Here is a 22288-nt window from a genome sequence, read left to right on the forward strand (position 1 = left end):
TGCTCCCACGACCCAGTCATCACAACCAGGCCCGAAGGGCAACTTCTCTATCTTATCTTCGCATTTCAGGCTGTCAAATCGACACGCCGTAATGCTCAGAACCAGATCTGCAGCTCGGGGCTCAAGGCCGCCGAGGCAACTTCACTAGCTTATCCGTTCCGGAGTCGCTGTCAAATCGACCGCTTCTCCGTAGTGGAAGCTCCAGGTCAGACAGAAGTGTGTCTGCGATCTGCTCCGAGGAGCTGATCGAGTGGAGGTGGTTCTCCGCTTGAGGGGGGTGAAGCTCTCGGCCTCTCCGCTTCCCTGTGGGGCGAACAAGTAATAAGTTACGTGGGTTCCGGGGTTCCGGCAAATCCAGGCTGTCCGCCGGGCGTGTCGCCCGGCGGACAGGGGATTCAGGCCCCCAGGACCAGCTTCAGCTGCTCGACTGCCCAGTCGAGCTCGGTCGCCCGGATGACGAGCGGCGGTGCGATGCGGATGGTCTGTCCGTGCGTGTCTTTCACCAGCACCCCGCGGTCGAGGAGCTTCTCGGCGATCTCGCGCCCGGTGCCCTTGGCGGGGTCGATGTCGACGCCCGCCCACAGGCCGGCGATGCGCACCTCGGTGACTCCATGACCCAACAGCGGCTCGAGGCCGGCGGCCAGGTGAGCACCGAGAGCGCGGGCGCGCTCCTGGAACTCCCCCGACTCGAGCATCTCGACCACGCGCAGCCCGACAGCCGCGGCCAGCGGGTTGCCGCCGAACGTCGACCCGTGCTCACCCGGACGGATGACTCCGAGCACATCGGCGTTGCCCACCACAGCGGACACCGGCAGGATGCCACCACCCAGCGCCTTGCCCAGGAGATACAGGTCGGGCACCACACTCTCGCGGTCGCAGGCGAAGGTCTCGCCGACGCGTCCGAGTCCGGACTGGATCTCATCGGCGATGAACAGCACGTTCTTCTCGTCGCAGATCTCGCGGATGCGGCGCAGGTATCCCTCCGGCGGGATCACCACTCCGCCCTCACCCTGGATCGGCTCGATCAGCACGGCGGCGGTGTCTTCGGTGATCGCGGCAGCGACGGCATCCGCATCCCCGTAGGGGACCACGTCGAAGCCCGGCGTGTACGGGCCGAAGTCCGCCCGCGCCTGCTCGTCGTCGCTGAAGCTGACGATCGTGGTGGTGCGGCCGTGGAAGTTCCCGGCGGCGACGATGATCCGCGCCTGACCGTCGGCGATGCCCTTGACCCGGTATCCCCAGGCGCGGGCGACCTTGATGCCCGTCTCGACAGCTTCGGCGCCCGTGTTCATCGGCAGCACCATGTCTTTGCCTGCGAGCTTCGCGAGAGCCGCGGCGAACGGTTCGAGCCGGTCGCTCTGGAACGCCCGGCTGACGAGCGTGACCCGACCGAGCTGCTCGGTGAGCGCCGCGACGAGAGCCGGATGCCGGTGGCCGAAGTTCACCGCCGAGTAGGCGGCGAGCAGATCGAGGTAGCGCTTGCCCTCGACATCCGTCACCCAGGCTCCGTCACCGCGGGCGATGTTGACCGGCAGCGGGTGGTAGTTGTGGGCGACGTGCGGCTCAGCAGTCACCTCGGCACCGGCGCCGGCGTCGACGGCGGTCATGCCTCACCGCGCAGTTCGAGGGTGCAGCACTTGATGCCGCCGCCGCCGAGCAGCAGCTCGGAGAGGTCGACCATGATCGGGTTGTAGCCGCGCTCGCGCAGCTGCTTCTCGAAGCCGAGGGCGCGCGGCGAGATGACCACGTTGTAGCCGTCGCTCGCCGAGTTGAGACCGAACACCGATCCATCCTCGTCGGACACGAGGATCGCATCCGGGAAGCGCTCCTCGAGGATCGCGCGGCTGGCGTCGTCGAAGGCGCCGGGCAGATACGCGATGTTCGCGCGCTCGGGGCCGCCGTTCTCGACGCCCTGCACGGGATCGAGCACCGCGATCGCGGTGTCGAGGTGATAGAAGCGCGGGTCGACGAGGTTGAGAGACACGACCTCACGGCCGAACACCTCTCCGACCTCGCGGTGGCTGTCGCCGGTCGAGCGGAAGCCCGTGCCCGCGAGGATCACGTCGCCGACGAGCAGGAAGTCGCCCTCGCCCTCGTTGACCTCTTCGGGGATGACGGTGTCGTACCCGGCACCGCGGAACCAGTCCGCGAACGCGGGGGACTCACCCTGACGCTCGACGAAGCGGAACTTCGGCACGTAGGCGCGGCCGTCGATCAGGAACCCGCCGTTCGCTGTGTAGACCATGTCGGGGTAGCCGGCGAGAGGCTCGATCAGCTCGACCTCGTGGCCGAGCTCGACGTACAGATCGTGCAGCTTCTGCCACTGCTCGACGGCCCGCGCCGTGTCGGTCGGCTTCGTCGGCTCCATCCACGGGTTGATCGAGTAGTTCACCGTGAAGTGCGACGGCTTGCACATCAGATAGTGACGGTGGTGTGCGGTGCGGACCGGGGTTGCGGTCTCGGATGTCGGCGCAGTGGTTTCGACAGACATGGGGCTCCTCGAACGGATGCGGCGGACGCTGTCCAGGGGCCCGGCGGTCCTTCGACCGCGTCGCTCGGTGAGAGCCGACGCCAGGGGAAGATGCGACTCGGGCACGCCAGCATCCATTCTGTCATCCGCCCCTGAACGCCGCCAGAGCGCGGCCCGGCGCGGTCAGGCTCCGTGCACGACCACCTTGCCCACGGTGTGACCCGCTTCGAGGTGGGCGAGGGCGGCGGATGCCGCGTCGAAGCCGTACTCCCGCTCGATCACTGGCGTGATGCGCCCCTCGGCGGTGAGCTCGAGCAGCTTGGCGAGGATCTCGGGGCGCGGCGTCGCCGCCAGCGGACGGATGCGACGATGCGACCCGATCGACAGGAACACCGCCTTGAGGATGCGCGGAATCGGCCCGAGCACGCGCCCTCCCCCACCCCCCACGAGCACCACCGAGCCGCCGGACACGACGAGTCGCTGCAGCTCGCGAAGGCCCATGCCGCCGACGATGTCGATCACCGCGTCGAAGTGCGCGGCAGGCAGGTCGGCCAGTGGTGAGGTGCGCTGGTCGAGGGTGCGCACGGCGCCGAGGTGCTCGACGAGCCGCGAGTTGCGTTCGCCGCACGTGGCCCAGACCTCGGCGCCGCGCAGCGCTGCGAGCTGCACGACGAACGTGCCGACTCCCCCGGAGGCGCCGATCACGAGGACCCGTGGGACGTGTCCGGCCACACTGCCCTTGGCCGAGCGGAAGCCGATCCCCGCGCGGTCGAGGGCCTGCCAGGCAGTCCCTGCCGAGACCGTCAGGCACGCGGCGGTCTCTGAGGTGACATCGGGCGGGATCGGTACGAGTCGCGCAGCGGGCACCGCGACGTGCGACGCGAGTCCCCCGCCTCCGGTGAGCTCGCCGACGACACGTTCTCCGAGCTCGGCGCCGATCGCGTTCGGGCCTACCGCCACGATGGTTCCGGCGACCTCCATGCCGCGCACCGGATACTTGGGACGCGTCAGTCCGAAGATCGGTCGCACGAGCAGCGGGTCGCCGAGCATGAGGCGGACATCGCCGGCGTGGAGCGCGGTCGCCTCGACTCGCAGCACCACCTCGCCGCGTCGAGGCACGGGAACGGGCACCTGCTCGAGCCGGAAACCGTCGGCCGAGCCGTAGGTCTCGCGACGCCAAGCCGGCATCATCTCGGTCTGGTTCGTCGGGGTCTTGTCGGTCTCGGTCATGTCACACCTCCGTGCTCGTGGGTTGCGGGTACTGGAACAGGTCGTCGAGCCCCACGCCGAAAGCGCGGGCGATCTGGAAAGCGAGCTCGAGCGACGGGGAGTACTTCTCCTGCTCGATCGCGATGAGCGTCTGCCTGGTCACGCCGATGCTGCGGGCGAGTTCGGCCTGGGTCAGTCCGGCCGCTTCGCGGTGGGCGCGGATGCGGTTGGAGACGAGTGTGGGCTTGACCATCAGACGAGTCCCCGTCGGTAGGCGACGACTCGCGCCACGCTGCCGACCATGGCCGAGACGGCGAACCCCGCGAACATGGTGTTGGCGATCCAGAAGACGTCGGCGTTCACCGCGCACAGGGCGATCACGCCGAGACCTGCGATGACGACGAACGCCTGCTCGACCCGGCTGCCCATGCGGCTGATGTCGCGGTCGCGGACATCCGACTTGCCGACCCCATCAGGATCCTTGGCACCGGCGACAATGCCCCAGACGATGCTGAGCACGATCGTGGCCACGATGCCGATACCGATCGTCCACAGCATGAGAGGGAGCCAGTCGACGTCGGTCACCGGTCCGCCGGCGGCCTGCTGCAGCACGAGGACGACGTACGCCGAGATCACGATCGCCCCGACGATGAGACCCGCCCAGGCGTTGCGCTCTTCGTAGACCATGATGCCTCCCATGTAAAAGATTCTTGACACGACAGTACGCCTGCGGCATCCGCTGTGTCAAGAATTCTTTACATGTTCGGCTTGCCGGGCCGCAGCCGGGGTCAAAAGCGCTTCCCTCGTCGCGTGCGGGGTCAGAAAGGCATCCGAATCGCGCCGTGGGGATGCGTTTGTGACCCCGCACAGCGGCGCGACAGGTCAGCTGCTCGGGCGGGGTCAAAACAGCGTCCCGCGCCAGCCGGGGTCAAAAGAGCATCCCAATCGCCTGATTCCGGTGCGTTATCGACCCCGCACGCCGCGGCGGGTGCGTTATCGACCCCGGACAAGAGGATGCCGGAGAAGGGCGACCGGATGCCGGGGCGAGGCTCGAGGAGCGGGACGGGATGCCGAGACGGGGCGAGGCTCGAGGAGCGGGACGGGATGCCGAGGCGAGGCGACGGGATGCTGAAGCGGAGGGGGATACCGGAGGGCGGAGGGGATGCGGAAGCCGGCGCCTCAGATGACCGACGCACTCCAGTCGTCGGGGTTGCCGTAGCGGTGCGCCGTGATCGCGATCGCCTGCTCGTGCACGAAGGGCAGCAGCTCGATGCGCCCGGCAGAGGTGACCTCGCCGTCGTACACCGCGAGGTCGGGATCGCCGTCGACGGCCTCGGCGAGCGCACGATGCAGCGCTGCCACCGAGTCACGCGGGCCCACCAGCCGTGCCCGGCTCGGCCGGAGCTCGTCGTCGCCGAGCGACTCGAGCGCCCCACTCGAGTCGCCGCCGCGCCGGCGCATCCGATCGATCCATTCGTCGTCGGTCTCCATGTAGACGACCGCGCCGAGTTCGCCGAGTGCGTGGCGCACCGCCGGGGGCAGGCCGACCGGGGTCGACAGCACGAATCCGGCTCCCGCGCGCACCGCGGCGACGACGACGCGCAGCAGCTCCTGCCAGCCCGCATCCGCAGTGGCCCTGATCGCCACCGGCACGGGGCGGTAGCGGAAGAGGTTTCGCTCGACGCCCAGGTGCGAGACGTCACGCACCTGCCCGAACTCGCGATCCCAGGCGAGCGCGTCGGACAGGGCGGAGCGGCGCAGCCATTCGAACGCCTCGAAGCCGAGCGAGGGCTGTGCCGACTCGATGAGGTCGGTGATGCGCGAATCGAGCCCGCGCAGATGCAGCGTGCTCGAGACCGTGCCGGATCCGCTCGAGCGCCACGACCCGAGTCCGATCAGGTAGTTCGGTCCGCCCGCCTTGGCGCCGGGGCCCACCGACGAGCGCTTCCACCCGCCGAACGGCTGACGCTGCACGATCGCACCGGTGATGCCGCGGTTCACATAGAGGTTGCCGGCCTGCACCCGATCGAGCCACAGGGCGAGCTCGGCAGGGTTCTGCGTGTGCAGCCCCGCCGTCAGGCCGTAGTCGACCGCGTTCTGCAACTCGATCGCCCGCTCCAGCGTCGGGGCGTGCATGACACCCAGCACCGGTCCGAAGAACTCCTCGGTGTGGAACCGCGACCCCGGCTGCACCCCGACGCGGATGCCCGGTCGCCACAGCCGACCGGTGGAGTCTTCGTCCGAGGGGGCGGGTTTGATGAGCCACTGCTCGTCACCCTCCAGTTCGGTGAGCGCCCAGGCGAGCTTGCCCTCAGGGCGTTCGATCACGGGTCCGACCTCGGCCAGCGGGTCGGTCGGCCAGCCGACATGCAGCGAGCGTGTGGCATCGGCCAGCTGCCGGGCGAATCTCTTCGACCGCCCGACCGGGCCGACGAGGATCGCGAGCGACGCTGCCGAGCACTTCTGCCCCGCATGCCCGAAGGCGCTGCGCACCAGATCGGCGACCGCGAGATCGAGATCCGCCGATGGGGTGATGATCATCGCGTTCTTGCCGCTCGTCTCGGCGAGCAGCGGCAGGTCGGGTCGCCACGAACGGAACAGCGCCGCTGTCTGCCACGAACCGGAGAGGATGACGCGGTCGACCGACTCGTGCGAGATCAGCTCGCGACCGAGGTCGCCCTCCTCGATGTCGACGAGTGCGAGCACGTCGCGCGGAACACCGACCTCCCACAGCGTCTCGGCGATGACCGCGGCGCAGCGGCGCGATTGCGGGGCGGGCTTGAAGACGACTCCCGAGCCTGCGGCGAGCGCGGCGAGCACTCCCCCGGCCGGAATGGCGAGGGGGAAGTTCCACGGTGGGGTGACGACGGTGACGCGCGCCGGTTCGAATGCGGCGCCGGCGACGGCATCCAGCTCTCTGGCCTTGGCCGCGTAGTAGCGGGCGAAATCGACGGCCTCGCTGACCTCGACGTCGGCCTCGACGAAGACCTTGCCGGTCTCGGAGGCGGCGACTTCGATGAGGTCTCCGCGTCGACCCTCGAGCGCGGCCGCCGCGCGCAGCAGCACCTCGGCGCGTTCCGTGGCGGGTCGCGCGCCCCACAGGGCTGCGGCATCACGCACTCCGGCGATCGTGCTCTCGAGGGTGGCTGCATCGTCGACACGGGCCGCGTCGATCGTCGAGACGCCGAGGGTCGACTCGGCGATGCGCGCATGGATCTCGCGCGCCCAGTCACGGTTGGCCGGAAGCGAAGGATCGCTGTCAGGAGTGTTCGTGAAGCCGGGAGCACCGCCGGTCGCCTCGTCGAGCTCGCGCGGCGCGTAGACCGCCGTCTCGAGGAACGGCCCACCCGTGTCATCCGAACCGCGGGAGATGCCGAGCACCGCCTGGGTCAGGCCCTCTTCGGGCGCGGGCGCCACGGGCACAGGACGCATCGATTCGTGCACCGGCGCCAGTCGATCCTGGCTGCGCAGCGCGCCCACCCGCAGCGTCGGCGACGTGGCACGGTCGACGGCGTCGAGGAACCTGTCTCGCTCTCGCGCGAAGAGCGACTCGTCGTCGCCCAGCCGGAACGCGGCGGAGAGGAAGTTGTCGCTCGACGCGTTCTCTTCGAGCCGACGGACGAGATAGCTGATGGCGACATCGAACTCGCCGGGGTTCACGACCGGCACGTAGAGCAGCACCTCGCCGACCTCGCGCGACACGGCCTGCACCTGCCCCTGCGCCATGCCGAGCAGCATCTCGAACTCGACCGGCGGCTGGGCGTTCGCGGCCGGAGTCGCGGCCGCGGCGTCGACGGCGCGAACCCCGCGCTCCCCCGCGAGCAGCCAGGCATAGGCGATGCCGAACAGGTTGTGGCCGGCGATGCCCAGACGCACCGCATCGACGTTCTCGGGCCGCAGCGCCCAGTCGAGGCAGCGCAGATAGTTGGCGTCGGTGTCGAGCTTGGTGTCGTAGGTCGCCTGAGCCCATCCGTGCATGCGCGCCTCGACGCGCTCCATCGCGAGGTTGGCTCCCTTGACGAGCCGCACCTTGATGGGGGCGCCGCCGTGATCGACCCGCTCGCGCGCCCAGGCGGTGAGCTGCTGCAGTGCAGGCAGCGCGTCGGGCAGATACGCCTGCAGCACGATGCCCGCCTCGAGACCTTCGAGGCGCGGATCCTCGAGGATGCGGGTGAACACCGCGATCGTCAGATCGAGATCGCGATACTCCTCCATATCGAGGTTGATGAAGGTGCGATCCGAGGCGGCCGTCAGATACAGCGGAAGCAGTCGCTCGACGACCGACTCGACCACCTCGTCGAACGCCCACATCGAGATGTGGCTGACGATCGCCGACACCTTGACCGAGACGTAGTCGACATCGGGGCGACGGATCAGCTCATGGATGCCGTCGAGCCGCCGCTGCGCCTCGTCCTCACCCAGCACCGCCTCACCGAGCAGATTGAGGTTGAGTCGAGCGCCCGATTCGCGGATCTTCGCGATCGCGGGTCCGAGCTTCGCGGGGCGAGCGTCGACCACCAGGTGGCCGACCATGTCGCGCAGCACCCGACGCGCGATGGGCACCACGGGTGTCGGCAGCATCTGCGCCACGCCGCCGCCGATCCGCACGGCCGACCGCAGGTACCAGGGCAGGAAGTCGGGAACGATCGGAGCGATGCGGTGCAGTTGGGATGCCGCGGCGCTCAGGCTCTCGGGACGCATGACGCCGTCGACGAAGCCGAGCGTGAACGGCAGCCCGTTGGCATCCTGCAGCACACCGGCGAGGCGCTCTGCCGCCGGGTCGACATCGGCGGCCGCGGCCTCGATCACCCAGCGGCGGGCGAGCTCGACGGCACGGTCCGCGAGCGAGACGGATTCGGGATCCGTGGTGGGCATCGGGTCGGCCATGACCTCAGCCTAGGACTGCAGTGCCCGCCTGCCCTTGAGCGACGGTCGCGTCGAGTGGTTCCGGTCGCGGTTCGTGCCGTCGAACGAGCGAACGGGCGGCACGAAGTGCGACCGGAACCGAGAGGGAGCGCTCAGAGCGCGGCGATCATCTCGTCGTAGCCCTCGCGGAACGTCGGATACTCGAGATCGCCGAGGAACTCCTGCAGCAGGCGCCCCTCGAGCACTGTCCCGCCACCGACCTCCGGGTCGAGGTGCGGCGGCGGCTCGACCCCGAGGCGAGAGGCGATGTGCGCGATCACGTCTCCGAGCAGCACGGGCTCGCGGTCGACGGCATGGATCAGCGGGGGCGCGGAGTCAGCCCGCAGCATCGCCTCGAGCAGCCGCACGAGATCGGTCTCGTGGATGCGGTTGGTGCGGCGGGTGTGGTCGACCGCTGCGCCCTCGCGCACCCGGCGGATCAGGAAGTCGCGACCGGGTCCGTAGATGCCGGCCGGGCGCACGATGCGCGCACCGAACAGCTCCATCGCCAGATGCTCGCCCTCGACCAGATCGCCGCCCCGCTCGCTCGACACCCGCGGCGCATCGCGCTCGGTCAGCGGCGTCTCGCCGGGGCGTCCCTCGAACACCCGCGTCGACGACACGAACACGACCCGCTCAGGCATCGACGGCAGCGCCTTCGCGAGCCCGCGCAGCGCCGGCGGATAGATCGAGTCGCCCTCGGTGCTCGGCGGCAGAGTGATCACGACCGAGTCGAACTCCGGCAGCTCACGGTCGAGCGAATGCCGCAGATCTGCCTCGATCGTCGGGAACGGCATGTCGCCCGCGCTGCGCCGCATGGCCGTGACCTCTGAGCCCTGTGCGACGAGCCGTTCGCCGAGGCGGATGCCGAGCTTGCCGCATCCGACCAGCAGCACGGCACCCGGTGCGCGCGTGTCTCGACCCCACGGATCCGTCACGGCGTCAGCTCCACACGCTCGGCGCCGAGGTGCGCACGGGAGGCAGAGCGGATGCTGCGGCCCAGTCGTGCACCCAGGAGTCGATCTCGGGCACACCCTCGGGCTTGCCGACGGCGGCGAACAGCTCTTCGTTGCTGACCGTGCCGCCGGTGCGGCGCAGCATCCTCGATCGCACGATGACGCGAGCGTAGATCTCGCCCCCGACGACCGCCCTGTGCTCGAGGAACACCGCCTTGTCGTCATGACCGATGAAGCGCGACTGCACCTCGAACCGCTGCCACAGCTGCAGCGACTTGCGGAACGTCACGGTCTCGCTCGAGACGACGGCATACCAGCCGCGTTCGTTCATGGCGTCGAACAGCCCTGTGCGGATCAGCAGATCCCACCGACCGAGGTCGAAGAGCGACAGGTATCGGCCGTTGTTCATGTGACGGAGGATGTCGATGTCGGTCGGCAGCGTCGTCAGCCGGATGCTGCTGACCGATGCTGCGTCGAGGGTCTTGCCTCGCCGCACGCGGCGACGGGCGGAGAGGATGACGAGGAGAGTGCGCCAGATCACGTTCACGAGGACTGATCGTAGCCATCGACGAACGAATCACGAACATCATTGTGCGATCCCTCCAGCCGCTCATCCGCGGTCTGGGAACGCTCCCGCTCGATTTCCGGTTCGCGGAGGCCGCGCGTAGAGTCGCGCTATGAGCGCCGAAGCCCAGCCTGAAGTCATCGTCCGTCCGGTCCGTGATGTGGATGCGGAAGCCCTGGGTCGCGTGCACGCGCAGTGCTGGCACGAGACCTACGACCACCTGATCAGCAAGGCAGCCCTCGAGAAGGTCTCGCCCCGTCGCATGGCCGAGCTGTGGACGCACTGGGCCGCTCAGGGCCCCGAGTTCACGATGCGCGCCGCCCTCGTCGACGGCGAGATCGTCGGCTTCGTCGGCTCCGGTCCTGCCCGCGACAAGGACGCCCCCGCGTTCCGCGAGCTGTACTTCATCTACCTGCTCGACGCGTACCACTCGACCGGCATCGGCCAGAAGCTCTTCGATGCGGCCGTCGAGAAGGACGAGCCCCTCTACCTCTGGGTCGCGGACGACAACCCCCGCGCCCACCGCTTCTACACGCGCAACGGCTTCGCGCTCGACGGCGCCACCCACACCGAGCCTTTCCTCGGCGAGACGCTGACCGAGGTGCGCTTCGTGCGCTGATCTCTGCGTCTCGTGACCACCGCGTTCACGATGCAGCACGACACGGCCCCCGCCCATCGGCGGGGGCCGTCTCTGTGTGCCCGGCGGCGGTCTGCGCTGAATACGGAACCGGGTCAGCGACCCGACACGGTGCCGAAGAGCTTCGCGATCGGGGCGATGACCAGCGGGCGGGCGGCGACCCAGCCGAGGGCGATCACCACGAGGGAGGCCACGAAGACCCAGAAGCCCGTCCAGCCGACGGCATCCGACGAGGCGTACATGTGGTTGAGGTTGCGCAGGAACCCGGTGAGGAACACCAGCGCGACGTGACCGATGATGAACACCACGAAGTAGATCATCACCGGGAAGTGCAGCGCACGGGCCCACTCGATCGGGTAGGCCTTCGACAGCCGCTCGGCCTTCTTGGGCCACATGCCCGACATGCGGAATCCGGTCGCCGCGGCCAGAGGTGCCGCGATGAACACAGTGACGAAGTAGGCCAGCTGCTGCAGGCTGTTGTAGTTCACCCAGCCGTGCTCGGTCGGCCAGTCGAACGAGACGTACTGCAGCGCCGCCGACAGCGCGTTGGGGATGACCTCCCAGCTGGTCGGTACGATGCGCGCCCAGTGTCCGGTGACGAACAGCAGCACGACGAAGATCACGCCGTTGACGAGCCACAGGATGTCGAGCGCCTGGTGGAACCAGATCGTCAGACTGACCTTGCCCTTGGGGTCGCCCCGCGGGGTCCAGAAGGCGGTCGGCCGCTTCTCGTTGCGAATGCGCAGGCCCGACCGGATGATCAGCACCATCAGGAACACATTGAAGAAGTGCGCCCAGTTGGTCCACGGCGCGAACCCGGGCTCGACGGCGACGGCCGGCTCGTACTCGCCGGGGAAGGCTGCGAGGAAGTCCTGCATGAAGGGGAAGCTCAACAGCGCCCGCACGAAGGCCACGGCTGCCGCAGCGAGGATGCCCAGGGCTGCAGCCCCGAGCAGACCGGCGATCGCCTGGGTCCAGGGGGGCCGAGGACGGGCGGATGCCGGAGCAGTCGCCGTGACATGCCGCGGTGCACTGCCGTTCCAGACCGTGCGCGGAGACGGCAGCGGAATCGACGGGTCGCCGAGAGCGGGCGCCGTGCGGGTGGCGACGGCAGCCGAAGCATCCGCCCGGTCGTCGACCGAGGCCAGCGCGGCATCCTCCCGGTCGCCGACCGAGGACGGCGAAGCCGACTGAGACGATACGCGCTCCGCTACCACGGTGCCGGCGGGCGGCCAGGGCTCGCCTCCCGGTGTGCGCGGAAGACCGCGACGCACGGATGCCGCAGCCGAGGCGTGGGGCGGGTCGTCTCGTCGCTCCGCTCCTCGCTCGACGATCGGGGAGGCGACAGCCGCCGTGACGACTGCGGATGCGTTCTCCTGCTCGTTGAGCGAGGACGGCGCAGTCGACCGAGACGCAACGCCCTCCCCCACCGGCGTCACACCCGCGGGCGGCCAGGGCTCTCCGCCCGGCGTGCGCGGAAGACCGCGACGCACGGATGCCGTGGCGGTGGCGACACTCGCAGCGTGGTGCGTTTCGTCTCGTCGCTCCGATCCTCGTTCAACGGCGGGGGAGGCGACAGCCGACTCGACGACCGGCGAAGCACCCTCCCGCTGGGTGACGACCGCGGACGGAATCTCCCGCGCGTCGAGCGAGGACGACGAAGGCGACACGTCGTCTTCACCGACGTCGACCGCGAGCCCGGGAGGCCACGGCTCGCCGCCGGGCACGCGCGGGAGCCCGCGCCTGAGCATTCGCGTCGCCATGACTACTTCTTCCGCGCCTCGAGGCCCGCGATCACCTGCGGGACGATCGTGAACAGGTCACCGACGATGCCGAAGTCGGCGACGTCGAAGATCGGCGCCTCGCCGTCTTTGTTGATCGCGACGATGTTCTTCGCCGTCTGCATGCCCGCGCGGTGCTGAATCGCACCCGAGATGCCGAGGGCGACGTACAGCTGGGGCGACACCGAGACACCGGTCTGACCGACCTGGTGCGACTGCGGGATGTATCCGGCATCCACTGCGGCCCGGGATGCGCCGACGGCCGCGCCGAGCGCATCGGCGAGCTCTTCGACGAGCACGAACTTCTCTTTCGACGCGAGTCCGCGGCCACCCGAGACGACCCGGGTCGCGCCGCGCAGCTCGGGGCGGGATGACGTGGCCTCGACCGCTTCGACAGGGCCCACCGTGGCGGCAGGCGAGCCGGAAGCCACGACGGTCAGGGCCTCGACGGTCGGCGAGGCGACCGCTTCTGCTCGAGCATCGACAGCTCCCTGGCGCACGGTGATCACCGGGGCGCCGAAGGTGGGGGCCGAGTTGGTGAGGTAGGCGCCTCCGTAGACGGAGTGGTTCGCCACGATGCCCTCGTCATCGCGTGAGACGCCCACGGCATCGACCGACAGCGCCAGCTTCGCGCGCACCGCGAACCGGCCGGCGACGTCGCGCCCCCCGATCGAATTCGAGATGAGCACGGCATCCGGTCGCACCTGCTCGAAGGCGGCATGCAGCGCATCGACGATCGGCACGGTGAGGATCGTCTCGTCGGCGTCGGCCGTCAGCACCACGGATGCTCCAGCCTCGGCCACCTTCGATGCGGCATCCGCGGATCCGCCGACGACGAGCGCGACCGGTGCGCCGACGGTCGAGGCGGCGCCGATCAGCGCCGCCGTGCTGCTGGCGGGGTTGCCTGCCGGGTCGAGGTCGACCACGACGAGGATCGGGTTCTCGGGGTAGGTCATGTCACACCAGCCTGTTCTGCACGAGGTATTCGACCAGCTTCTCGGCGGCATCGCCCTCATCGACGATCTTCACGCCGGCCGCGCGCGGCGGCTTCTCGGCGACCGAGGTCAAGATCGTGCGGGGCGCCGCAGATGGGTCGGCCGAGACACCGAGATCGTCGAGGGTCAGGACCTCGAGCGGCTTCTTCTTCGCCGCCATGATGCCCTTGAAATTCGGGAAGCGCGCGTCGGGCAGCGCTTCGGTGATCGAGATGACGGCGGGGAGGGATGCCGAGATCGGCTGCGCGCCGGCATCCGCCCCTCGTGTGCCCGTGATGCCGTCGACCGTGATCTCGACCGCAGCGAGCGCGGTCGCATGCGCCCAGCCGAGGTGCTCGGCGAGCATGGCGGGCATGACGCCGCCGGAGCCGTCGGTCGACAGGTTGCCGGTGATCACCAGGTCGGGTGCGCCGCGGCGGATCGCCGCGGCGAGGACCTCGGCGGTGAGCCCGAGATCGGCCCCCGCGAGCTGCTCGTCGGCGATGTGCACGGCCGATCCTGCGCCGATCGCGAGCGCCCTCCGCACCGACGCCGTCGACCCACCGGGAGCCATCGTGAGCGCGACGACCTCGGTGCCCTCGTTCTTGTCGGCATGGCTCAGCGCGACCTCGAGCGCACGCTCGGTGATCTCATCGAGAACGACGTCGCCGGCACCGCGCTCGGCGAGCCCCGTCTCGAGATTCAGCTTGCGGTCGCCGTAGGTGTCGGGCACCTCTTTGACCAGGACGAAGATCTTCATCGATTGCTCCTCACGACTGCGTCGATTCTAGCCCCTTGATACTGAGTCCCACCCGATGAGCGACTGAGAACCAGCCGCCGTCCCGGCGGGCACATCCCCGGAGTCCGGGCCCGATGCCCTACCGTAGAACCGTGGTCCGACCCCGTCCTCTGCCTGTCGATCCGCTCGCTGAGGCGAAGCGGCAATGGCTCGCGCACGGCTGGTCGGATGCCGCCGACGGCATGACCGTCGTCACCTCGGTGATGCGGGCCCAGCAACTGCTGCTCGCCAGGGTGGATGCCGCGCTCAAGCCGTTCGCGCTCAGCTTCGCCCGCTACGAGATGCTGCGCCTGCTGGCGTTCAGCCGCTCCGGTCGCCTGCCCCTGTCGAGCGTGGTCGCCCGGCTGCAGGTGCATGCGACGACCGTCACGAGCACGGCCGAGCGTCTGGTGCGAGACGGGCTGATCGTGCGCGAGCCGCACCCGCACGACGGCCGCGCGGCTCTGCTCGCCCTGACCGACACGGGCCGCGAACTCGTCGAGCGCGCCACCTCGGCGCTCAACGCCGATGTCTTCGCCGACCCCGGCGTCAGCAAGGAAGACGCGACCGAACTCGTCGCGATCGTCGCGCGCATGCGCAAGGCGGCCGGCGACTTCAGCGACCCGAAGCCGCAGCCGGACGCGCTCTGACGTGTCGGAGTTCGTGCTCGAGCGCGTGATCGCCGCGGAGTCCGAAGCCGAGGGGCGCGGGCGTACACTGCCCGCATGAGCGAACTGCGCCTGCATACGATCCTCGAAGGCCGTGGCCCTGCCGCCGCGATCATCCTCACCGACGAGCAGGTCGCCTCGTTCGGGGCGGGGAAGACATTCCCGGTCGCCGTCACGATCGGAGCACGCACCGCACGCCTGCGCCTGGCCCGCATGGGCGGGGCGAACATGATCGGCTTCAGCAAAGCCGTGCGCACCGACCTCGGGGTGGAGATCGACCAGGAGGTCGACGCCGTCATCCGTCTGGATGCCGCCGAGCGCGAGGTCGAGATCCCGCCGGCCCTCGCACAGGCCCTTGACGCCGACCCTGCGCTGCGGTCTGCGTTCGACGCCCTCTCGTACTCGGTGCGCAAGGAGCGCGCCCGCACGGTGGCCGAGGCGAAGCAGGACGCGACCCGCGACCGCCGCGTCGAGAAGATCGTCGAGGCGCTGCGCGGCTGAACCCCGCGGCGCCGCTCCGCGGCGGAACTCAGCGGTTCTGGAAGTCGGGCGCACGCTTCTCCCGGAAGGCCGACATGCCCTCCTTCTGATCTTCGGTGTCGAACAGCTCGGCGAACGCCCGCTTCTCGTGGGCCAGACCATCGGCGAGCGTCGTCTCCATGGCGGCGTCGAGCGCGGCCTTGGCAGCGTAGACCGACGGCAGCGACTTCGACGCGATCGTCTCGGCCAGCTTCGTGGCCTCTGCCAGCAGCTCGGATGCCGGCACGACCCGTGAGACGAGGCCGGAGCGCTCCGCCTCTTCGGCGCCCATGAACCGGCCGGACAGCACCAGCTCAGCCGCCTTGTAATACCCCACCGCGCGGATCAGGCGCTGCGTGCCGCCCATGCCGGGGATGACGCCGAGGTTGATCTCGGGCTGACCGAACTTGGCGGTGTCGGCGGCGAGGATGATGTCGCACATCATCGCGAGCTCGCATCCTCCCCCGAGTGCGAAGCCCGAGACGGCGGCGATCACCGGAGTGCGCACCGCCGCGAACTCGTGCCAGACGCCGAAGTGGTCGGTCCCGAGCATCTCGGCGGCCGACATCGACTCCATCTCCTTGATGTCAGCACCCGCGGCGAACGCCTTCTCCGACCCCGTGACGACGATCGCGCCCACGCCGTCGTCGCCGTCGAACGCCACAGCCGCGGCCGTGACCTCCTCGGCGAGGCGGCTGTTCAGCGCGTTGAGGGCCTCGGGGCGGTTGAGGGTGATCCACCCGACGCGTCCGCGCTGCTCGACCAGGATCGTCTCGTACTCGGTCATCGTGAAGGCCTCTCCGTCGTGGTCATCTCAGTATGTCGCGGGCCCGGGCGCCGCGTTTCGACACCTGCAGGTTCAGATCACACCTGCAGGCTCAGATTCGCCCTCTCGGCCTGCATCGGTGATCTGAGCATGCATATGTGTCGACACAGTCGCTCACACGGAGCCGTCGCGGATGTCGGTGATGATGCCCGAGAAGTCGCGGGTCGCACCCTCGCCCGCGGCGAAGGCGGCGTAGAGCTGCTGCGCGAGCCGCCCCATCTGCGCGTCGGTCGACGTCTGCTCGATCGCCTGCAGCGCGAGACCGAGATCCTTCGCCATCAGGGCGCCGGCGAATCCGGGCTGGTAGTCGCGGTTCGCCGGGCTCGTCGGCACCGGCCCCGGCACGGGGCAGTTCGTCGTGATCGACCAGCACTGACCGGATGCCTGCGACACGACGTCGAACAGCGCCTGGTGCTCGAGCCCCAGCCGCTCGCCGAGCACGAACGCCTCGGCGACCGCGATCTGCGACACCGCGAGCACCATGTTGTTGCAGACCTTCGCGGCCTGCCCGAGACCGGGGCCACCGCAGTGCACGATGCGCTTTCCCATGACCTCGAGCAGCGGCTGCGCGGCCTCGAAGTCCTCGTCCGAGCCGCCGACCATGAACGCGAGCGTGCCGTTCTCGGCTCCTACGACACCGCCCGACACGGGGGCGTCGACGTTGCGATGCCCGGCGGCGAGCGCCAGCGCGTGGGCGGCACGGGCTTCGTCGACCGCGATCGTCGACGACTCGATGAACAGCGTGTTCGGTCGCGCGGCGGCCAGCAGCTCGGTGCGGTAGGCGTCGATCACATGCCTTCCGGCGGGGAACATCGTGATCACCACGTCGGCCTCGCGCACGGCATCCGCTCCGCTGGCCGCGATCGGGATGCCGGCGGTCTGCGCCGCCTCGACCGCGGCAGGCACCAGATCGAAGCCGTGCACCTCGTGCCCCGCCGCGACCAGATTCTTCGCCATCGGCAGGCCCATGTGGCCGAGCCCGAGGAACGCGATCCGCACCTTCGTCGACTCGCTCATGACGCACTCCGCATCGACGCTGAGCCCGCAGGGCGGAGCATCTCGCGCCCGACGATCAGGCGCATGATCTCGTTGGTGCCCTCGAGGATCTGGTGCACCCGCAGATCACGCACGACCCTCTCGATGCCGTAATCCTGCAGGTAGCCGTAGCCGCCGTGCAGCTGCAGCGCGCGGTTGGCGACGTCGAATCCGGCATCCGTCGCGAACCGCTTGGCCATGGCGCAGCGCATCGTCGCATCCGGCGCCTGCTCGTCGACGGCCAGCGCGCCGTCTCTGACCATGAGGCGAGCGGCCTGCAGATCGGTGCGCATGTCGGCGATCGCGAACATGATCGACTGCTTCTCGGCCAGCGGCTCGCCGAATGCGACGCGCTCGTGCACGTACTGCACCGCACGGTCGAGCGCCCACTGGGCGCCGCCGAGCGAGCAGGCCGCGATGTTGAGGCGGCCCCCGTTGAGCGCCGACATCGCGATCGCGAAGCCACGCCCCTCGTCGCCGAGCATTCCGGATGCCGGGATGCGCACGCCGTCGAGGATCACCTGGCGAGTGGGCTGCGCATGCCAGCCCATCTTCTTCTCGGGCGCGCCGAAGCTGAGGCCCTCGGCGTCTCCGGGAACCAGGAAGGCGCTGATGCCGCGGGCACCCGGCTCGCCGGTCCGCGCCATGACGACGTAGACCGCGGCCTCGCCGGCGCCCGAGATGAACTGCTTCACGCCCGTGAGCAGGTAGTCGTCTCCGTCGCGCACCGCGCTCGTGGCGACGTTCGCGGCATCCGATCCGACGCCCGGCTCGGTCAGGCAGTAGCCCCCGAACTCCTGCATCGCGGTGAGTGCGGGCAGCCACCGGCCGCGCTGCGCATCGTCGCCGTAGGTGTCGATCATCCAGACCACCATGTTGTGGATCGAGATGTAGGCCGCGACCGCGGGGTCGCCCTTGGCGAGCTCCTCGAAGATCGCTACCGTGTCGGAGCGGCTGAGGCCCGTGCCACCGAAATCCTCGCGCACATAGATGCCGCCGAGCCCGAGCTCGCCCGCCTTGCCGAGTGACTCCCGGGGGAAGATGTGCTTCTCGTCGCGCTCGGCCGCGAACGGTGCGAGCTCGGTGTCGGCGAACTCGCGGACGGCGTCGAGAATGGCCTCGCGCTCTTCGGCGGTGGTGGTGACGGTGGTCATGGTCATGTCGATTCCTTGTGGGAGGTCAGCACGGGGATCAGTGCATGGTGGGGATCACGAAACTCGCACCGTCGCGGATTCCCGCCGAGGGCCAGCGACTCGTGACGGTCTTGGTCTTCGTGTAGAAGCGGAAGGCGTCGGCGCCGTGCTGGTTGAGGTCGCCGAACCCGCTGCGCTTCCAGCCACCGAACGTGTAATAGGCGATCGGCACCGGAATCGGCACGTTCACGCCGACCATGCCGACCTCGACACGGGCGGCGAAGTCGCGGGCGGCGTCGCCGTCGCGGGTGAAGATCGCGACACCGTTGCCGTATTCGTGCTCGGATGCCATGCGCAGCGCTTCTTCATAATCGGCGGCCCGCGCGATGACGAGCACCGGGCCGAAGATCTCCTCGCGGTAGATCGCCATGTCTGTCGTGACGTGGTCGAACAGCGTCGGGCCGAGGTAGAAGCCCTGCTCGTGCCCCGGCACCGTGAAGCCGCGACCGTCGGCGAGGAGGGTCGCTCCCTCGTCGATGCCCTGCTGGATGTAGCCCTCGACCCGCTCGACGGCAGCGCGTGTGACCAGGGGGCCGTAGTCGACGTCGGCCGCGAGAGACGGGCCGATCCGCAGCTGCGCGACGCGCTCGGTGAGCTTGGCCGCGAGAGCATTCGCCGTCTCCTGCCCCACCGGAACCGCGACCGAGATCGCCATGCAGCGCTCGCCCGCCGAGCCGTAGCCCGAGCCGATCAGCGCATCTACCGCCTGGTCGAGGTCGGCGTCCGGCATCACGATCATGTGGTTCTTGGCACCGCCGAAGCACTGGGCGCGCTTGCCGTGCGCCGCGGCCGTGGAGTAGATGTACTCGGCGATCGGGGTCGAGCCGACGAATCCGACAGCCCGGATGCGGTCGTCGGTGAGCAGCGCATCGACGGCCTCCTTGTCTCCGTGCACGACGTTGAGGACGCCCGCGGGAAGTCCCGCCTCGAGGAACAGCTCGGCGATGCGCACCGGCACCGAGGGATCGCGCTCGCTGGGCTTGAGCACCACGGCGTTGCCGGCGGCGAGCGCGGGGCCGGCCTTCCACAGCGGGATCATGGCGGGGAAGTTGAAGGGGGTGATCGCGGCGACCACTCCGAGGGGCTGCCGCATCGAGTACACGTCGATGCCCGCACCCGCGCCGGTGGAGTATTCGCCCTTGAGCAGGTGCGGAGCGCCCGCGGAGAACTCGATGACCTCGAGACCTCGCTGGATGTCGCCCTTCGCATCGTCGATGGTCTTGCCGTGCTCGCTCGCGAGCAGCTCGGCGAGCGAGGTCATCTCGCGCTGCGCCAGATCGAGGAATCGCAGCAGCACACGCGCCCGCTTCTGGGGATTGGTCGCCGCCCACGCGACCTGCGCGGCCTCGGCGTTCGCGACCACGTCGGCGACCTCAGCAGCGGATGCCAGCGGCACGCGCGCCTGGACCGACCCGGTGCTCGGATCGAACACGTCGGCGAAGCGGCCGTCCTCGGGGGTGAGGTGCTTTCCGCCTACGAAGTGGGGAATGGTACGAGTCATTGTGCGATGTCCCTTCGCGCCGTCATTGGCACTATGACGATGGTACTTCGGCATCCTGAGATTTACTAGGGCGTCCTTGCATTATGAGGACAACGGATCGAGCTTCCTAGGAAAGCGCTTCCCCAGTAGGGTCGTCAGGACCGGTCATCGACCTCGACCCAGGAGACCCATGCACTACGGCGCCGACTACAACCCCGAGCAGTGGCCACGAGAGGTGTGGCCCGAAGACGTCAGGCTCATGCGCGAGGCAGGGGTCACGATGGTGAGCCTCGGCATCTTCTCGTGGTCGCGCATCCAACCGGCCGAGGGCGAATTCGACTGGGAGTGGCTCGACGAGATCATCGGGCTCCTGCACGAGGGCGGCATCCAGGTCGACCTCGCCACCGCCACCGCATCCCCTCCGCCGTGGGCCACGGCCGCCTACCCCGAGATGCTGCCGCAGGATGCCGACGGCACGACCTTCTGGCCGGGCAGCCGACAGGCGTTCGCCCCCTCGTCTCCGGTCTACCGCCGCCTCGCCGCCGAGCTGGTCACTGCCCTCGCCGAGCGCTATGCACAGCATCCGGCCGTCGTGCTCTGGCACGTCAACAACGAGTACGGCTGCCACCTGCACTACGACTACTCCGACTCGGCGCGCGACGCCTTCCGACTCTGGCTGCAGCGCAGGTACGAGACGATCGACGCCCTCAACCATGCGTGGGGCACCGATTTCTGGTCGCAGCGCTACACCGCGTTCGAGCAGATCGTGCCGCCGCGCAAGGCGCCGTACAGCATCAATCCGACCAGCGTGCTCGACTTCAAGCGGTTCACCTCTGACACCCTGCTCGAGCTGTACGTGATGGAGCGCGACATCATCCGCGCCTCGGGTGCCACCCAGCCGATCACCACGAACTTCATGGGTGCGTTCCCGCCGGCCGACTACTGGAAGTGGGCGGCAGAGGTCGACGTGATCAGCGACGACAACTACCCCGACCCCAACGACCCCGAGTCTTTCCGCGGCGCGGCGTTCGCGCGCGAGCTGATGCGCGGCCTGAAGCCCGGCGTGCCGTGGATCCTCACCGAGCAGTCGACGAACGCCCTGAACTGGCGTCCCACCAACCCGCCGAAGGCGCCGGGACAGATGGCGGCGATAAGCGCCCAGGCGGTCGGCCGGGGCGCCGACGGCATCATGTTCTTCCAGTGGCGGCAGTCGCGCCGCGGCAGCGAGAAGTTCCACTCGGCGATGGTGCCGCAGGCGGGGCTCGACACCCGCACCTGGCGCGAGGTCGTCGAACTCGGGGGTCAGCTCGCCCAGCTGCCCGACCTGCCGGATGTCGCGTCGGGGGCGAAGATCGCCCTCGTCTTCGACTGGGAGAACTGGTGGGCCATCGACGGTCGCGACCATCCGATCGCACTCGACTACCTCACCCTCGCGCACCGCTGGCATGCGGCGCTGCACCGACAGAACCTCGCGGTCGACATCGTGAACACCACCAGCGACCTCAGCGCCTATTCGCTCGTCGTGGCACCGCAGCAGTACCTGCTCGGCGACGAGGGCGCGGCGAACCTCTCTTCTTATGTGCGGCAGGGCGGCAACCTGTTCGTCTCGGCGTTCAGCGACGTGGTCGACCAGGACGACGCGTTCCGCGACGGCGGGTTCATCGTCTCGCTGCGGGATGTTCTCGGGGTCGCGCTCGAGGACTTCGGGGCACTCGTTCCCCCCGAGTCCGTGCGCTCGGCCGACTCGGCCGGAGAGGTCGCGAGCCACGCCGTGCCCGACGGTCCCGGTCAGTCGGAGGCCCCGCTCGACGGGCCGGCCGGCCGCATCGTCGGGCAGTACTTCGCCGAGGAGCTGCTCGTGCAGGATGCCGAGGTGATCGGCCGCTTCACCGATGGCCGCACCGCAGGGCGCGCAGCGTTCACCCGCAAGCGGGCCGGTGCCGGGCACGGCTACTACCTCGCGACGATTCCGGACGACGCGGGCATGACCGCCGTGCTGGGCTGGCTCGCGGCGGAGGCCGGAGTGGCGGCCGAGATCCCCGGGCTGCCCGAGCACGTCGAGATCGCGCGCCGCGGCGGCATCCTCACCGTCATCAACCACAGCGCCGAGCCGATCGACATCGACGTGATCGGCACCGATGTGCTCACCGGGTCGACCGACGCGCGACGCGAGCTCGGCGCATTCGGGTGGGCGTTCATCGACACGAGCGCGGCGGTGTGACGACGCGGTGGTCCCGAGTCGGTGATCACTGGTCGCCGACGGCCGGATCGAGGGGTGCGGCGCACCGCCGC

19 protein-coding genes are annotated in these 22288 nt (G+C 69.3%); 4 read left to right on the forward strand and 15 right to left on the reverse strand.

The features are described from left to right. Positions 1 to 395: 395 nt before the first annotated feature. From rocD to RQG82_RS03850, 8 genes are all read right to left on the reverse strand, one after another. Positions 396 to 1607, reverse strand: a complete 1212-nt coding sequence (gene rocD / locus RQG82_RS03815) for an ornithine--oxo-acid transaminase (RefSeq protein ID WP_311257806.1) — start codon at positions 1605 to 1607, stop codon at positions 396 to 398. Then, the gene (gene ddaH, locus RQG82_RS03820) at positions 1604 to 2491 is read right to left on the reverse strand and encodes a dimethylargininase (protein ID WP_311257807.1); all 888 of its coding nucleotides are present in this window, start codon (positions 2489 to 2491) and stop codon (positions 1604 to 1606) included. The genes rocD and ddaH overlap by 4 nt, the downstream gene beginning before the upstream one ends. 162 nt (positions 2492 to 2653) lie before the next feature. Continuing rightward, the gene (locus RQG82_RS03825) at positions 2654 to 3700 is read right to left on the reverse strand and encodes an NAD(P)-dependent alcohol dehydrogenase (RefSeq protein WP_311257808.1); all 1047 of its coding nucleotides are present in this window, start codon (positions 3698 to 3700) and stop codon (positions 2654 to 2656) included. A 1-nt stretch (position 3701) separates the two neighbouring features. Then, on the reverse strand, positions 3702 to 3932 hold the full coding sequence (locus RQG82_RS03830) for a helix-turn-helix transcriptional regulator (protein WP_042541438.1): 231 nt from the start codon (positions 3930 to 3932) through the stop codon (positions 3702 to 3704). Further along, a complete protein-coding gene (locus RQG82_RS03835; RefSeq protein ID WP_311257809.1) occupies positions 3932 to 4378 on the reverse strand; it encodes a hypothetical protein in 447 nt (148 codons plus the stop codon). The genes RQG82_RS03830 and RQG82_RS03835 overlap by 1 nt, the downstream gene beginning before the upstream one ends. Before the next feature lie 480 nt (positions 4379 to 4858). Then, a complete protein-coding gene (locus tag RQG82_RS03840; RefSeq protein ID WP_311257810.1) occupies positions 4859 to 8566 on the reverse strand; it encodes a bifunctional proline dehydrogenase/L-glutamate gamma-semialdehyde dehydrogenase in 3708 nt (1235 codons plus the stop codon). A gap of 131 nt (positions 8567 to 8697) precedes the next feature. Next, positions 8698 to 9522, reverse strand: coding sequence for a hypothetical protein (locus RQG82_RS03845; RefSeq protein WP_311257811.1), 825 nt, complete (start codon positions 9520 to 9522; stop codon positions 8698 to 8700). A gap of 4 nt (positions 9523 to 9526) precedes the next feature. Continuing rightward, positions 9527 to 10087 (reverse strand): acyl-CoA thioesterase, encoded by a 561-nt coding sequence (locus RQG82_RS03850; protein ID WP_311257812.1) that lies wholly within the window; start codon positions 10085 to 10087, stop codon positions 9527 to 9529. Between the two features lie 130 nt (positions 10088 to 10217). On the opposite strand from RQG82_RS03850, the gene RQG82_RS03855 reads away from it, so the two are divergent. After that, positions 10218 to 10724 carry a GNAT family N-acetyltransferase gene (locus RQG82_RS03855; protein WP_311257813.1) on the forward strand — a complete coding sequence of 169 codons (507 nt, stop codon included), beginning with the start codon at positions 10218 to 10220 and terminating at the stop codon, positions 10722 to 10724. 113 nt (positions 10725 to 10837) lie between these two features. On the opposite strand, the gene RQG82_RS03860 is transcribed toward RQG82_RS03855, so the two are convergent. From RQG82_RS03860 to RQG82_RS03870, 3 genes are read right to left on the reverse strand one after another with little or no spacing between them, the layout of a single operon-like run. Then, positions 10838 to 12505, reverse strand: a complete 1668-nt coding sequence (locus RQG82_RS03860) for a cytochrome b/b6 domain-containing protein (RefSeq protein ID WP_311257814.1) — start codon at positions 12503 to 12505, stop codon at positions 10838 to 10840. A gap of 2 nt (positions 12506 to 12507) precedes the next feature. Continuing rightward, positions 12508 to 13479, reverse strand: coding sequence for an electron transfer flavoprotein subunit alpha/FixB family protein (locus RQG82_RS03865; protein ID WP_311257815.1), 972 nt, complete (start codon positions 13477 to 13479; stop codon positions 12508 to 12510). Between the two features lies 1 nt (position 13480). Beyond that, complete coding sequence (locus RQG82_RS03870) at positions 13481 to 14257, reverse strand: electron transfer flavoprotein subunit beta/FixA family protein (RefSeq protein WP_311257816.1); 777 nt, start codon at positions 14255 to 14257, stop codon at positions 13481 to 13483. Between the two features lie 131 nt (positions 14258 to 14388). Here RQG82_RS03870 and RQG82_RS03875 point away from each other — a divergent pair, with 131 nt between their 5' ends. Together RQG82_RS03875 and RQG82_RS03880 are read left to right on the forward strand one after the other, a co-directional pair. After that, positions 14389 to 14925, forward strand: a complete 537-nt coding sequence (locus RQG82_RS03875) for a MarR family transcriptional regulator (RefSeq protein ID WP_311257818.1) — start codon at positions 14389 to 14391, stop codon at positions 14923 to 14925. Between the two features lie 75 nt (positions 14926 to 15000). Beyond that, a complete protein-coding gene (locus RQG82_RS03880; protein WP_311257819.1) occupies positions 15001 to 15444 on the forward strand; it encodes a YdeI/OmpD-associated family protein in 444 nt (147 codons plus the stop codon). Positions 15445 to 15472: 28 nt separating this feature from the next. On the opposite strand, the gene RQG82_RS03885 is transcribed toward RQG82_RS03880, so the two are convergent. The 4 genes from RQG82_RS03885 to RQG82_RS03900 form a co-directional block, all read right to left on the reverse strand. Further along, on the reverse strand, positions 15473 to 16249 hold the full coding sequence (locus RQG82_RS03885; RefSeq protein ID WP_311257820.1) for an enoyl-CoA hydratase: 777 nt from the start codon (positions 16247 to 16249) through the stop codon (positions 15473 to 15475). Between the two features lie 153 nt (positions 16250 to 16402). Next, positions 16403 to 17305 (reverse strand): 3-hydroxyisobutyrate dehydrogenase, encoded by a 903-nt coding sequence (gene mmsB, locus RQG82_RS03890; protein WP_311257821.1) that lies wholly within the window; start codon positions 17303 to 17305, stop codon positions 16403 to 16405. Then, on the reverse strand, positions 17302 to 18483 hold the full coding sequence (locus RQG82_RS03895; RefSeq protein ID WP_311257822.1) for an acyl-CoA dehydrogenase family protein: 1182 nt from the start codon (positions 18481 to 18483) through the stop codon (positions 17302 to 17304). The genes mmsB and RQG82_RS03895 overlap by 4 nt, the downstream gene beginning before the upstream one ends. Positions 18484 to 18514: 31 nt before the next feature. Next, on the reverse strand, positions 18515 to 20017 hold the full coding sequence (locus RQG82_RS03900) for a CoA-acylating methylmalonate-semialdehyde dehydrogenase (protein WP_311257823.1): 1503 nt from the start codon (positions 20015 to 20017) through the stop codon (positions 18515 to 18517). A gap of 169 nt (positions 20018 to 20186) precedes the next feature. Between RQG82_RS03900 and RQG82_RS03905 the strand changes: the two genes are divergently transcribed. After that, a complete protein-coding gene (locus tag RQG82_RS03905; protein WP_311257824.1) occupies positions 20187 to 22217 on the forward strand; it encodes a beta-galactosidase in 2031 nt (676 codons plus the stop codon). The last annotated feature ends 71 nt before the right edge of the window (positions 22218 to 22288 follow it).

The sequence above is a fragment of the Microbacterium sp. WCS2018Hpa-9 genome, assembly GCF_031843745.1.
Lineage (GTDB): Bacteria > Actinomycetota > Actinomycetes > Actinomycetales > Microbacteriaceae > Microbacterium.